Source organism: Clostridia bacterium (assembly GCA_028698525.1).
In the GTDB taxonomy this organism is placed as follows: Bacteria; Bacillota; Clostridia; order JAQVDB01; family JAQVDB01; genus JAQVDB01.
In genome coordinates this window covers 21,220-34,355 of record JAQVDB010000021.1, presented here as the reverse complement: position 1 = coordinate 34,355, position 13,136 = coordinate 21,220, and the positions used below count along the sequence as shown (strand labels likewise).

At 37.1% G+C, this 13,136-nt stretch carries 13 protein-coding genes; 11 read left to right on the top strand and 2 right to left on the bottom strand.

Going from position 1 to position 13,136, the window contains the following annotated elements:
- Nucleotides 1-441 (top strand): pyridine nucleotide-disulfide oxidoreductase (locus PHP06_04610; protein MDD3839838.1); only part of this gene is annotated, 441 nt, incomplete at its 5' end.
- The gene (locus tag PHP06_04605) at nucleotides 438-794 is read left to right on the top strand and encodes a DUF1667 domain-containing protein (GenBank protein ID MDD3839837.1); all 357 of its coding nucleotides are present in this window, start codon (nucleotides 438-440) and stop codon (nucleotides 792-794) included. The genes PHP06_04610 and PHP06_04605, both read left to right, overlap by 4 nt.
- Before the next feature lie 104 nt (nucleotides 795-898).
- On the opposite strand, the gene PHP06_04600 is transcribed toward PHP06_04605, so the two are convergent.
- On the bottom strand, nucleotides 899-2,185 hold the full coding sequence (locus tag PHP06_04600; protein ID MDD3839836.1) for a class II aldolase/adducin family protein: 1,287 nt from the start codon (nucleotides 2,183-2,185) through the stop codon (nucleotides 899-901).
- Between the two features lie 206 nt (nucleotides 2,186-2,391).
- On the opposite strand from PHP06_04600, the gene PHP06_04595 reads away from it, so the two are divergent.
- The 5 genes from PHP06_04595 to PHP06_04575 all read left to right on the top strand — a co-directional run bounded on the left by PHP06_04595 (nucleotide 2,392) and on the right by PHP06_04575 (nucleotide 7,073).
- Entirely contained in the window at nucleotides 2,392-3,336 is a 945-nt protein-coding gene (locus PHP06_04595; GenBank protein MDD3839835.1) for a polysaccharide deacetylase, read from the top strand.
- Between the two features lie 127 nt (nucleotides 3,337-3,463).
- Nucleotides 3,464-4,300 carry a DegV family protein gene (locus PHP06_04590; protein ID MDD3839834.1) on the top strand — a complete coding sequence of 279 codons (837 nt, stop codon included), beginning with the start codon at nucleotides 3,464-3,466 and terminating at the stop codon, nucleotides 4,298-4,300.
- A 285-nt stretch (nucleotides 4,301-4,585) separates the two neighbouring features.
- Complete coding sequence (locus PHP06_04585) at nucleotides 4,586-5,551, top strand: thiamine pyrophosphate-dependent dehydrogenase E1 component subunit alpha (protein MDD3839833.1); 966 nt, start codon at nucleotides 4,586-4,588, stop codon at nucleotides 5,549-5,551.
- A gap of 21 nt (nucleotides 5,552-5,572) precedes the next feature.
- On the top strand, nucleotides 5,573-6,550 hold the full coding sequence (locus PHP06_04580) for an alpha-ketoacid dehydrogenase subunit beta (GenBank protein ID MDD3839832.1): 978 nt from the start codon (nucleotides 5,573-5,575) through the stop codon (nucleotides 6,548-6,550).
- Between the two features lie 64 nt (nucleotides 6,551-6,614).
- Nucleotides 6,615-7,073 (top strand): YbaK/EbsC family protein, encoded by a 459-nt coding sequence (locus tag PHP06_04575; GenBank protein MDD3839831.1) that lies wholly within the window; start codon nucleotides 6,615-6,617, stop codon nucleotides 7,071-7,073.
- Between the two features lie 10 nt (nucleotides 7,074-7,083).
- Here PHP06_04575 and PHP06_04570 read toward each other — a convergent pair whose 3' ends face one another.
- Nucleotides 7,084-7,659 (bottom strand): TetR/AcrR family transcriptional regulator, encoded by a 576-nt coding sequence (locus tag PHP06_04570; GenBank protein MDD3839830.1) that lies wholly within the window; start codon nucleotides 7,657-7,659, stop codon nucleotides 7,084-7,086.
- Between the two features lie 180 nt (nucleotides 7,660-7,839).
- On the opposite strand from PHP06_04570, the gene PHP06_04565 reads away from it, so the two are divergent.
- The 4 genes from PHP06_04565 (at nucleotide 7,840) to PHP06_04550 (ending at nucleotide 13,119) form a co-directional block, all read left to right on the top strand.
- A complete protein-coding gene (locus tag PHP06_04565) occupies nucleotides 7,840-9,897 on the top strand; it encodes an efflux RND transporter permease subunit (protein ID MDD3839829.1) in 2,058 nt (685 codons plus the stop codon).
- Nucleotides 9,898-9,910: 13 nt separating this feature from the next.
- Nucleotides 9,911-11,629, top strand: coding sequence for a hypothetical protein (locus tag PHP06_04560; protein MDD3839828.1), 1,719 nt, complete (start codon nucleotides 9,911-9,913; stop codon nucleotides 11,627-11,629).
- 94 nt (nucleotides 11,630-11,723) lie between these two features.
- Entirely contained in the window at nucleotides 11,724-12,566 is an 843-nt protein-coding gene (locus PHP06_04555; protein MDD3839827.1) for a fumarate hydratase, read from the top strand.
- On the top strand, nucleotides 12,547-13,119 hold the full coding sequence (locus tag PHP06_04550; GenBank protein ID MDD3839826.1) for a Fe-S-containing hydro-lyase: 573 nt from the start codon (nucleotides 12,547-12,549) through the stop codon (nucleotides 13,117-13,119). The genes PHP06_04555 and PHP06_04550 overlap by 20 nt, the downstream gene beginning before the upstream one ends.
- Nucleotides 13,120-13,136: the final 17 nt, after the last annotated feature.

The following is a 13,136-nucleotide window of genomic DNA, read 5'->3' as shown; positions in this document are numbered from 1 at the left end:
CCCATCGTTGATAATATGATGCAAACAACTAAAAAAGGTGTATTCGCCTGCGGTAATGTAGTTCATGTAAACGATTTAGTTGACAATGTGACGATTGAAAGTCAACTGGCAGGTAAATATGCAGCCTCGTATTCCCAAGGCAAAATCGGCCGGCCCTGTAGACAGATCGATATAATACCCGGAAAGGGGATAAGATATGTGGTGCCTCAAAGGATAAAATTTTATCAGGAATTACATAGTGATGTTACTATATATTATAGGGTTAAGGAACCTATGACAAACATAAAAATACAAGCTGTATCAGGAGGCGAAATCCTAGCTGAAGCAAAAAGGGTAAGATCCAACCCGGGAGAGATGGAACATATAAAATTGAAGGCAGAAAAAATAAAAGACGTGTTACAGGATATAAAAATAAATGTAGTTGAAGGGGGCTTACAATGATGGAACAGAAAAAGGTAACTTGTGTTGTTTGTCCCATAGGATGTGAAATTCTAGTTAAAGGTGATAAACAAAGAATAGTTCAGATCTCTGGAATCAAATGTAAACGAGGAGAGCAATATGCTGTAAGTGAATTTTTAAATCCTATGAGAATTTTAACTACAACTGTAAAGACCAGAAATTATCATCTGCCAGTTGTTTCTGTCAGGAGCAATAAGCCCATACCCAAGGATTTGATGTTTGAATGTATGGATGCGCTGAAGAAAGTAGAAATAGAGAGTCCTTTAGAAATAGGTCAGGTTGTTATCCAAAACATTCTTGACAGCGGAGCCGATATAGTAGTTACAAAAGATTAAATAAAAAGTAGGCCGGGGGGACGTTTCGTTTGACACAGTTTTTTAAAAAACTGTGTCAAACGAAACGTCCCCCCGGCTTGTTTTTGTTGTTTTTGTGTTTATGCTTATAAATTAAAAGCCTTTTTTAGATCTGAAATTTCATCATCGTTTATGACCACAAGTTCACCGATGGAGGATGCTAGAAGTATGGCTTTTGCACTGTATTCTGCAACTTCTAGCCTGTCAAACGCATTTAAAAGAGTATCTCCTGTTACAATTATACAGTCGTTTTCCACCAAGACAATGGGTGTTTCTCTTGAGAAGGAATCTGCTGTCATTTCCGGTTGCATAAAACTTATACCAAAAGGTAGCTTCGGTATATTTCTGAGCATGATATAGCTCTCTGGTATAGTTTTAGTCTCGAATCTTTGATCAGTCACTGCAAATGTCATCACATTCGGTGGGTGGGCGATGATAACCGAATTAATATCAGGATGTTTTTCATAAATACTTTTATGCAGCATGACAGACCTACTGGGTTCTTTGCCTGATTCTTTCCAACCATCCTTGATCTTTACAATGTCAGATACATCTAAATATTTTCTATCTATGCCATAAGGGGTGATGAGGAAAGAATTATCATCCAATCTTTGTGAGAATGTGCCTTGGGTACTAGTAAATAATTTTTGGTTATATGCCCTGTGGATCAGTTGACACATTTCACGTCTTGCATTGCGTTCCTCACTGCTAAATTGTTGAGAAATAAACTCATTCATCTTTATATCTTGTTTGTGCTTAGAAATTTTAATTTGCTTATCTGTAAGGGCAATGGGCTTACCGATTTTATTGGATTCAATTTCAAGCCTGGCTGTAAAATCCAAAGTTTCAAAGGCCATAAATGCTTTGAAAAGATCCCCACTTCCTACAACGACCCCATGGTTTTCAAGCATTACAGTACGGTAACCCTTTTCAAACTCAGCTGCAATATTTTTACCTAATTCTTTGCTGCCCGGCACAGCATATTTAGCTATTCCAATTTCCCCACAAATCAGGCAAGCGTCAGGAATTAGCTTTATGTTTGGAACTTTCCTGATAATGCTGAAGGATACTAATGCAGGGGGATGAGCATGAATAACTGCCTTTATATCGGGTCTTTTTTGATAGATTCTTTCGTGAAAAGGCAGTTCTGATGAAGGCTCATGGATTCCATCAATAGTTCCATCTTGTTTTATTCGAATTATATCTTGACGGGTAAGGGAGCCTTTATCTATGCCTTTAGGTGTAATCCATATATCACCATTATCATCCAATATGGATAGATTTCCGCCGGATGTTGTTGTCATACCATAACCATAAATTCTTTCCATTATCATTACTATCTGATCTGCTGGATGCATTAATTCAAAATTCAAAATATGTTCCTCCTTGCTCTAATTTTATGATGATTTATCTATACACAACATTCTATCTTGTTATATCAATTAATTCAATGCTTTGATGTTCATTATTTTGTAACTAAAATGTAACCAATCCTTGCTTTTTATGTAACCCATTTATCCTATAAAAGTTGTAAATTAAATATATAGAGACTATTAATAATCATGAAAGGAACATCAAAATGACTCGGAAGATATGTTTGATAATAACACCATTGGTTTTGATTGGTATTGTAGTAATATTTATGGGTCCCCAAGATTTGATTGAACAGCTCAGCACAAAATCATCAAATACTGTTAATGCTAGCAGTGTCCTAGTGTTGGCAGAAAATAATGGTTCTAATCTGGCAGAAAAAAAGGCTAAAGCGCAGGCTTATCCCCAACGGAGTAGGGACAAAGTAAAAAAAGAAGATAAAGTCCAACAACAAGATGTTAAAGAATTGTTTGAACAACAGAAAAAAGAAGTATCGAGAAAAGACGGCAATATAGAAGAAGTCAGTGATATAGAAGTAAGAGTAGAAGATGCTTTCAGTAAAGACGGTGATAAAACTGCTTTTCTAACGTTTGATGATGGGCCCAGTCCTAAAACGACCCCTATCGTATTAGATATTCTAGACGAATATGATATTAAAGCTACATTTTTTGTTGTAGGTTGTCAAGCGGGAAAAAATAACTATCTTATAAAAGAGATTGATAATAGGGGGCATGCTATAGGGAATCATACCTATTCTCATGATTATAATAAACTGTATTCGGATAGAGAATATTTTACACAAGAGTTAAAAAAGACCGAAAAAATATTAAAAAGTATATTAGGTGAGCAATATAATACTAGACTTTTCAGATTTCCAGGAGGATCTTTTGAAAAATACAAACAACCGTTCAAACAAGTTTTGAATGAATATGGATATACTTATATAGATTGGAATGCGTTGAGTGGAGACGGTGAGGGACATGATATTCCACCTGACAGATTGATATCTAAACTCAAGGATACAGCATCAGGCAAGGATAATATTATAGTGCTTATGCATGATTCAGCCACAAAAAAGACTACATTGGATGCGCTGCCTGAAATAATAAAATTTTTAAAATCAAAGGGATATAATTTTAAAATATTAAAATAAAAACTCTAGCTTAAAAGTTAGAGTTTCTATTAATTATTTTGATAAATTATGTTATACTGAACAAAAGAGATTTTTCGGTCAACAAGTCATACTTGATGGAACTCTATTAAGAAGGGGAATTGAAATCATGAAATATAAGATTGTTGCAGATAGCTGTTGTGACCTCAACGATGAAGTGAAAAAGGAAACTAATGTCAAGATAGTTCCTTTAACGATACATTTAGGGGACAAGACATATAAAGATGATGAGGATTTAGATATGGCTGAACTTTTAGCGGATATGAAAAAGTGTTGGACTTCTCCCAAGACAGCAAGTCCTTCGCCTGACTATTTTTTAAATGAATACAAGGAATCGGACAATGTTTTTGTCGTTACTCTGTCATCTGCATTGAGCAGCACTTATAATCATGCAGTCATGGCTAAAGATATGATATTGGAAACTATGGAAAATAAATTCATACATGTATTTGATTCTTTGAGTGCCTCTGTTGGCGAAACACTTGTAAGCTTGAAAATATCCGAATTAATTAAAAAAGGTAATGACAATTCTAATATTGTTAAAAATGTAGAGAAATATATAAAAGGAATGAAAACTTTTTTTGTCCTCGAATCTTTAGAAAATCTGATAAAGGCGGGTAGGTTAAGTTTATTAAAAGGAAGACTGGCATCGTTTTTATCTATAAAGCCTATAATGAGAGGAAATGAAAAAGGTGAAATAGACATGTTAGAGCGTGTGAGAGGTTCTAATCGAGCATTTAAAAGATTGGTTAAGGTGATAGGTGAACATGGTAAAGATCTGGAGAACAAGACCCTTGGAATAGCTCATTGCAATTGTTTAGAAAAAGCTATCAAATTCAAGGAAGAGGTAAAAAAACTGTATAATTTTAAGGATATTATTATAGTCGAGACTGCAGGTATAAGCACGGTGTATGCAAATGATGGAGGACTAATTATAGCTTTTTAATCAAAAAATATAAGGCGTGGATTTTTCCGCGCCTTATTAAGTACTCTCTCTTTCTATGAGTTCAGCTCCTACCTGAATTTTAAGCACTTTTCGATCATTTTTTTCAATTTTCACTTATTATTGCAATATTTCATGGTGTTTTTTGTATCATACTATTTAGGTCTTTGATGTATCTACAGTTATGATATAGTTGCTTGATAAGCAAGATTGTATAGTTTTAGTTATTCTTACTCAGCTTTCATAGAAAAGATAATAAAAGCATACGATGCGAGGTGAAAAATCATAATGGGAAAGATAGATATACCTAAAGGCAAGCTTGAAGAGATATATTATAAAATGTTACTCACAAGGCTCTTTGAAAAAAAGTTAGAATACTTCTTTTCTGCGGGGATGCTGCATGGAACAACTCATTTGTATATAGGTGAAGAAGCCACAGCAATAGGAGTATGCTGTGCACTAGACAAAGACGATCAAATAACGAGCACTCACAGAGGTCATGGACATTGCATAGGCAAAGGTGCAGATGTAAAATTGATGATGGCGGAAATGTTTGGCAAGCAGACAGGATATTGCAAGGGTAAAGGCGGTTCCATGCACATAGCTGATTTAGAAATAGGCAATTTAGGTGGAAATGGTATAGTAGGTGGTGGCATACCTATAGCAGTAGGAGCGGCATTGACTACTCAGTATAAAGAATTAGACAGAGTAGTAGTCTGCTTTTTTGGTGATGGCGCAACCAATCAAGGCAGCTTTCACGAATCATTGAATTTAGCATCAATATGGAAACTGCCGGTAATATTCATATGTGAAAACAACCTATACGGTATGTCAATACCGATAGAAAACCATATGAACATAAAAGATATAGCCCAAAGAGCTAAATCATACGGTATACCTGGCAAGATAGTGGATGGTAATAACGTATTCGAGGTATACAACACAGTACTAGAGGCTAAATCCTATGTAAAACAAAATGGTCCCATATTGATAGAATCTAAGACCTACAGAATATCCGGTCATTCCAAGAGCGATGCCAACGTATACCGTACAAAAGAAGAAATAGAACAGTGGAAGAAAAAAGATCCTATAAAATTCATGAAAAAAAAGCTGCTGGAACAAAAGATATTCACCCAAGAGCAGCTAGAAACTATAGAAAAACAGGCAGCCCAGGAAATAGAAGTATCAGTAGAATTTGCAAACAACAGCCCTTATCCACCATTGGATGCAATAACCGACGATGTATATGCATAAAAGTGAGGAGGGAAAACTGCTATGAGAGAAATAATATATGCACAAGCGATAAAAGAAGCGATGTGCGAAGAGATGCGTAACGACCCGGATATCATACTGATGGGTGAAGATGTAGGTCTGTACGGTGGTTCGTTTGAAGTATCTGCCGGTATGTTAGAGGAGTTTGGTAAAAAGCGTGTAAGAGATACCCCCATATCCGAAGCGGCAATAGCTGGCTGTGCAGTAGGTGCAGCAGTTACAGGTTTACGACCTATCATAGAAATAATGTTTAGCGATTTTATAACAATAGCACTGGATCAGATTGTAAATCAGGCGGCAAAGATGCGCTACATGTTCGGCGGCAAGGCAAAAGTACCCATGGTGATGAGAACACCTGCAGGCTCGGGTACCGGTGCAGCAGCGCAGCACTCACAAAGTTTAGAAGCATGGCTTTGCCATATACCTGGACTAAAAGTAGTAGTACCTTCCACCCCCTATGACGCAAAGGGATTATTAAAGGCCGCTATACGTGACGATAACCCTGTCTGCTTTTTTGAACAAAAATTACTGTACAGAAAAAAAGGCATGGTACCTGAAGGTGAATACATAGTTCCCTTGGGCAAAGCCGACATAAAAAAAGAAGGCAAAGACATAAGCATAATAACCTATGGAAGAATGATACCTACCTGCTTAAAAGCAGCACAAGACCTTGAGAAAGAAGGAATAAGCGTAGAAGTAGTAGACATTAGAACATTGCTCCCAATGGACAAAGAGACAGTGATACAATCCGTTCAAAAGACAGGAAGAGTGTTGATAGTACACGAAGCAGTTCAAACAGGTGGCTTTGGTGGAGAAATAGCTGCCGTTATAGCAGATAGCGATGCATTCTTCTATCTGGATGCACCTATAAAAAGATTATGCGGACTAGATGTTCCTATTCCATATTCCCCTGAACTAGAGAAAAACGTAGTACCTACTGAACCTGAAATAAAAGCAGCATTAAAAAGATTACTAATTTGACGAAAAATCGGCAATATCATACAATATTTGTTATCAGATTGTAAATGTAAAAGGGGTGATAGTAATGAGCATACAAAGCGTAAAAAGAGAGATAGAGGAGAAGAATATAGACCTTAAAGTGATAGAGTTTGAACAAAGCACTGCAACTGTAGATTTAGCGGCACAGGCTTTGGGAGTAGAGCCTGGAATGATTGCCAAGACTATGGCGTTTGCTTTAAAGGATGAGAATATACTTGTAATAACAAAAGGGGATGCAAGAATTAATAACAGAAAATATAAAGACACCTTCAAGACAAAGGCCAAAATGCTGAGTCCTGATCAGGTAAAAGAGGTGACCGGACATCCTGTAGGAGGAGTATGCCCCTTTGGACTCAAGCAACCTTTAAAGATTTATTTGGATGTATCCTTAAAACAATATGATTATGTGTTTCCCGCTGCGGGATCGCCAAACTCCGCAGTTAGAGTTGATGTGGACAAGCTTGCTGAAATCACCGATGCAGTTTGGATAGATGTGTGCAAATGATTTTGTGTTTTCAAATATTATCCAAAAGGAATGATATATATTCATTCCTTATTTTATTTTTGGCATTTGAATCGTTAAAAAGTGTAGGATACGAATTATAAAAAAGCTGGGGGAAAACTAGATTTACTATGAATTGGGAGGTATGATATTCCACCGGATATTTTCTATCTTTTGGAGAAAGCTGTCTTATAACGTCTGATACTATGGATGTAAATTCCGGTATCATCTTTTTGATGCTTTCGGATGTGTTTTCCTCAAACATCAATGTACTCACAATATTTTTTACAATTCCCGGATATTTATCAGTGAGCTCTAAAAACTTGAAAGAAAAGTTATACAGCCTCTTTTTTGGCGGGACTGAATCATCTTTCATCTCATTTAATATTTCATATAGTTTTTTAAGCAGAAACTCTATAGCTTGCTCTATAAGGTTGTCCTTTGAACCAAAATAATAATTGACTGCAGCTATATTTACATTAGCTTTTTCTACTACTTCACGTGTGGTCAGTTGGAAACTTGCCTTTTTGCTCAATATTTCAAGTGCAGCTTCTATTATTTGTTCCCTGGTGGATTTGTTATCAGCCATTAAAATCAGATCTCCCTCTAACTTATATGATTTTAAAACATATCGTTGACAATATTATATATCTTTGGTATTATACTTTCAATACATCTATTAAAACATTTGTTTGAAATTACTATTTGAATAGATCAGTTGAAATGTACGATTGGTGGCTATTTTATTATTTAGGGGTGCATTAATAGTATGGATAAGTTTGCGCATTTTATAGTAAAAAACAAAAAGATTGTTACAGTTTTATTTATAATTTTGACAATAATCTCTCTTTTTTTCCTTAAAAATGTATCTATAAAATATGATATGGGCGGGTATCTTCCTCCCGATATGGATTCATATATTGCAAATCAAATATTCAGCCGTGAATTTGATATCAAAGGTTCTGCCATGATAATGATAAGAGAAAAGAAAATAAATGAAATTTTAGATATAAAAAATAATATAGAAAAGATTGAAGGTGTGAGTAAGGTTGCTTGGCTGGATGATGTTATCGATGTGTATCAACCGGAATTCTTTATGCCCGATGATATAAAGGAGCAGTTTAATAAAGGGCAAGATAACCTTTTAATTATAAAATTTGCTGAGGGGAATGCACACCAAAAAACAAACCAAGCCATTGAACAGATTAAAAAAATAATAGACGGCGAGTATTATATAGGCGGAGAGGCTGCCTATGCCATAGATACTCAGAATACAGCTAATAGAGAAATGCCTATGTATACAGGGATAGCGCTGGTGATAATATTGTTTATTATTTCTATGTCTGTCAGCTCATACATAGAGTCTATATTGCTGTTGGTATCTATAGGGGCGGCCATTGCTCTCAATATGGGAAGCAATATTTTTATGGGCGAGATATCCTATATGACTCATGCGGCAGCCCCATTATTGCAGTTAGGGGTATCCATGGATTATTCGATTTTTTTGATCCATCGCTATCATCAGGAAAAAGAAAGGTTTAAAAATTCTGAAGATGCTATGGTAGAGGCGATAAAAAGGTCATTTACATCTATATTCTCCAGTGCTCTTACTACAGTGGCTGGTTTTATAGCGTTGACTTTTATGAATTACGGTATAGGCAAGGATATGGGATTTGTCATGGCAAAAGGTGTGTTGTTGAGCGTAGTTTGCATAATAATATTGCTTCCCTGTCTTGTGCTTTTATTTGATAAAATCACAGAAAGATATAAACACAAGGTTTTTATTCCGGATTTTAAAGGTTTGGCAAATGTTTTTATCAGACATAGATATCTGACTTTGATTTTGGCTATAATAATAGCGCTCCCTATATTCATGGCTCAGACAAAACTGGATTTCAAATATTCAGCGTCTGCCACCATGCATGATACTTCTATTTCCGCAAAATCCACAAAATTGATTGAAGACACTTTTCAAAAAGGGACTGATCTTTATTTATTAGTACCACATCAAGATAAAGTAAAAGAGCAGGAATTTATAGGTTTGATAGAACAATACCCCAATGTGAGTATGGTAAGCAGTATGTATTCATTAGCGGACGGCAATATACCTGAGATGTTCCTGCCTGGTCAGTTAAAACAGAATTTTATTTCGGAGAACGGTTTTACTTATTTTACTGTAACTTTGGTATCCCGGCCGGAGCAAGAGCTTACTAAAGACACTATATCTCAAATAAAAAAGGATGCAGAAGGATATTTTGATGAAATATATGTAGCAGGAGAGGCGCCAGTATACAAGGATTTAGCCCAAATCACACGGAGTGATTTTAAAAAAGTAAATATGTTATCCATATTATTCATAGGGATAATATTGGTTTTTACTTTTAAATCCATAATAATTCCCATACTGCTGATATTTGTAATAGAGTTTGCAATATGGATAAACTTGAGCATCCCATATTTTATGGGTGCCCCCCTGTTTTTCGTATCATATATAATCATAGGGGCTATCCAGTTAGGAGCTTCTGTTGACTACGCTATATTGTTCACATCCAGGTTTAAAGAAAATGCTTTGGAGAATTCAGATAAGTTGATGGCTATGCAAAAGACTTATTCTGATTGTGGTGCCTCGTTGTTAACCAGTGCGTTGACCCTGTTTGCATCCACTATAACTATATATTTTGTAACAGCCATCAAGACTACCGGTGAGCTTACACTTTTGATAGCCCGTGGAGCTCTCATAAGTATGGGAACGGTATTCGTACTTTTGCCCGGTCTTTTAATAGGTGCTCACTCGCTGATGGATAGATGGCATAGAAAATCATATTGATGGGAGGATTTCCATGAAGAAAAAGTCGTTAATAGCGATAACTATATTAATTGTATTTTTGTTTGTTTGTTCTGCAGCTTCTGCACAGATAAATAGAAATGAAACGGTGTATGTAAATTTGAATAGTGATGGGAGTGCAGACGAAACAGCTGTAGTAGTGCACCTGGAAGGTTGGTCTGACCAAGCAGAACATATTGAATATGGTGACTATAACTCTATTAAAAACATAGGTGGTTATGAAAAACCTAAAATAGAAGGCGAAAAAACAATATGGCCTGCTGATATCATTGAAAAAGAAGGGATATATTATCAAGGCAACTTGGATAAAGGGCTTCCTTTTGATATCAATATAGATTATTATCTTGATGGGAAGAGATTAGATGCTGATGAGTTGGCAGGCAAAGATGGAAAATTAAGAATCGATATAAGGGTGGAATCCCGATTAGATGATCCTTTAATAGTTATGTTGAATATGAACTTTGATACGAGTAGATTTTCAAATATAGATGCCAAAGATGCTACTACTAGTATACTGATAGGTAAACAGATGAATATAAATTATGCTCTGGTACCTCAGCCTGATGCGGAAATATCCGTAGAAATGGATGGGGAGGATATCTGCTTGGAGGAGATGACCTTTCAGGTGGCACCCGGGTCTATGCCGATACCGGGAAATTTTGATGAGGATATAGATTCCCTACAGTCCGGGATGGATGATATCGCAGATGGACTTAGACAAATATCCCATGGAGATGATAAACTCCTCCAAGGTATGAAGGATATCAGAACAGGTACCGGCCAGTTGTCGTCAGGCTTGTCATCGCTGTATAAAAATACCCATGGATTAGGTGAAGGGCTGGAGGGCTTGACTCAGGGAATAGGCTCAATCAAAGGAGGAAGCAGTCAACTGATAAAGGGAGCCGATGAATTAAACGGTGCTCTAGGAGAGGTTTTGCAAAAAGGAAAGTCTATAAACGATGGATTGTCCCAGCTGAATGGAGGGGCAAAAAAGCTGGAGTCAGGTATCCAAGATATGGGGACAGGACTTAAAACCTTTGAGTCGTCACATGAACAGATAGTACAACTAGCTGCCCTGGTATTAGGTTCATATCCTTCAGACAGCATGGAGGCAAAACTGCTCCAAGCTATAATGGCTGAAAAGGATGCTATTGGGGAGATAAACCGAAAGTATGCAGACTTTGCCCAGGGTGCTAAACAGATATCGGAAAACACCGGGGCTTTAGAACAGGGATTTGATCAGTACTCGGCAGGGATAGAGCAGATATCCGACGGACTGGGCAATTTAGGCGCTGAAGGTCGAAAACTAATACAGGGCATAGAACAATTAGAACAAGGAGCCCAAGATGTGGAAAATGGCTGGCAGGATGTTCATTCCGCAATAAATGAATCAGCCCAAGGGGCACAAGAGCTGTACAACGGCATGGATAGCATAACTGACAATATGAGTAAGGCTGTCGCCGGTCAAAAGGATGTACAAGAGGGATTAGATCAGATAAATGACCAAGGAATAAAAAAGTTTGAAGAATTTTTAAATCAGGATAAATCTGTGGATTATACTTCATTTGTGGATGCCAGGAACAAACAAAATTCAACGGTAAGATTTGTATTAAGGACCCCTCCAATAGAAAGAGATGAACAAGAAAAGATACCACAGAATGAAGAAGTAAAAAAAGGATTCTGGGAAAGGGTAAAAGATCTGTTCAAGTTTTAAAAAAAGACCTAAAAGGTCTTTTTTATTAATTGGATATGGTTCTATATAATGATATAATTACATTTAAGATATCAATAGAGGTGAGCGATTTAATATGAAGGAGATAAGCACTGAGATCATAGCTGAAACGGTGAAGGAGCTATGTATTGATGCATGTTATAATTTAGGGGATGATGTGAAACAGGCTCTCAATCGAGCTTTACAAAAAGAGGAATCTGATACTGCCAAAAGCATTTTGAGACAATTGATTGAAAATGCCGAGTATGCAGCTTGTCAAAATATGCCCCTTTGTCAGGATACCGGGATGACAGTTGTGTTTATCGAATTAGGACAGGATGTGCATATAGTAGGTGGCGGTTTTTATGATGCTATAAATGAAGGTGTACGCAGGGGATATACCCAGGGGTACTTAAGAAAGTCGGTGGTGAAAGATCCTTTTAACAGGGTGAATACAGGGGATAATACACCTGCTATAATTCATACCGATATAGTCCAAGGAGATAGCTTAAAGATTACAGTTGCACCTAAGGGATTTGGAAGTGAAAATATGAGCAGGCTGAAAATGTTGAAGCCTGCCCAGGGTATGGACGGTGTAAAGGAGTTTGTGATAGATACAGTGATAAAGGCAGGGGCCAATCCATGTCCCCCTATAATTGTAGGGGTAGGTATGGGAGGAACCATGGAAAAGGCAGCGTATCTGGCTAAAAAATCCCTTATAAGGAGATTAGGAGATTCCAATGCCCATGCTGATATTAAAAAGTTAGAAGATTATCTGTTGGAGAAGATAAACAAGACAGGGATAGGCCCTCAGGGGCTGGGAGGACGTACTACTGCTCTTGCTGTGCACTGTGAGACATCTGCTACACATATAGCCGGGCTGCCGGTAGCAGTAAATATACAATGCCACTCTGCAAGACATAAGCAGGCTATATTATGATGAAGGGGAGGGAAAAAACCATATGGATACGATAAAAATCGAGACTCCTATCGATGACTCAGTAGTTTCAGCACTCAAGGCGGGAGATATGGTATCTATCTCCGGTACTATATATACAGGAAGGGATGCAGCTCACAAGAGAATGCAAGAGTGTATAGCAAAAGGACAGCTCCTTCCCTTTGATATTAAAAATCAGATCATATATTATGTAGGACCTTGTCCTCCCAAACCGGGACAAATAATAGGTTCTGCCGGCCCTACTACTAGTGGGAGGGTAGATGCCTATACCCCGGAGCTTCTAGACAGAGGCCTAAAAGGCATGATAGGAAAGGGTATGAGGTCGGAGCAAGTAGTGCAATCCATGATAAAAAATAAAGCAGTTTATTTTGCTGCAGTGGGGGGAGCAGGTGCATTGATATCCAAGAGTATAAAAAAAGCTGATGTCTGTGCTTATCCTGATTTAGGGCCAGAAGCCATATACCGGTTACAAGTAGAGGATTTCGTTGTGGTGGTAGCCATCGATTGTATGGGGAATAATTTGTATGAAAGATAAAAATGATGGATGTATAA

Excerpts from the sequence above, each read along its gene's own strand:
- PHP06_04560 (MDD3839828.1), top strand. The coding sequence starts at position 9,911 with ATGAAGAAAAAGTCGTTAATAGCGATAACTATATTAATTGTATTTTTG.
- PHP06_04575 (MDD3839831.1), top strand. The coding sequence starts at position 6,615 with ATGAGCATACAAAGCGTAAAAAGAGAGATAGAGGAGAAGAATATAGAC.
- PHP06_04585 (MDD3839833.1), top strand. The coding sequence starts at position 4,586 with ATGGGAAAGATAGATATACCTAAAGGCAAGCTTGAAGAGATATATTAT.
- PHP06_04580 (MDD3839832.1), top strand. The coding sequence starts at position 5,573 with ATGAGAGAAATAATATATGCACAAGCGATAAAAGAAGCGATGTGCGAA.
- PHP06_04595 (MDD3839835.1), top strand. The coding sequence starts at position 2,392 with ATGACTCGGAAGATATGTTTGATAATAACACCATTGGTTTTGATTGGT.
- PHP06_04590 (MDD3839834.1), top strand. The coding sequence starts at position 3,464 with ATGAAATATAAGATTGTTGCAGATAGCTGTTGTGACCTCAACGATGAA.
- PHP06_04605 (MDD3839837.1), top strand. The coding sequence starts at position 438 with ATGATGGAACAGAAAAAGGTAACTTGTGTTGTTTGTCCCATAGGATGT.
- PHP06_04565 (MDD3839829.1), top strand. The coding sequence starts at position 7,840 with ATGGATAAGTTTGCGCATTTTATAGTAAAAAACAAAAAGATTGTTACA.
- PHP06_04555 (MDD3839827.1), top strand. The coding sequence starts at position 11,724 with ATGAAGGAGATAAGCACTGAGATCATAGCTGAAACGGTGAAGGAGCTA.
- PHP06_04570 (MDD3839830.1), bottom strand. The coding sequence starts at position 7,659 with ATGGCTGATAACAAATCCACCAGGGAACAAATAATAGAAGCTGCACTT.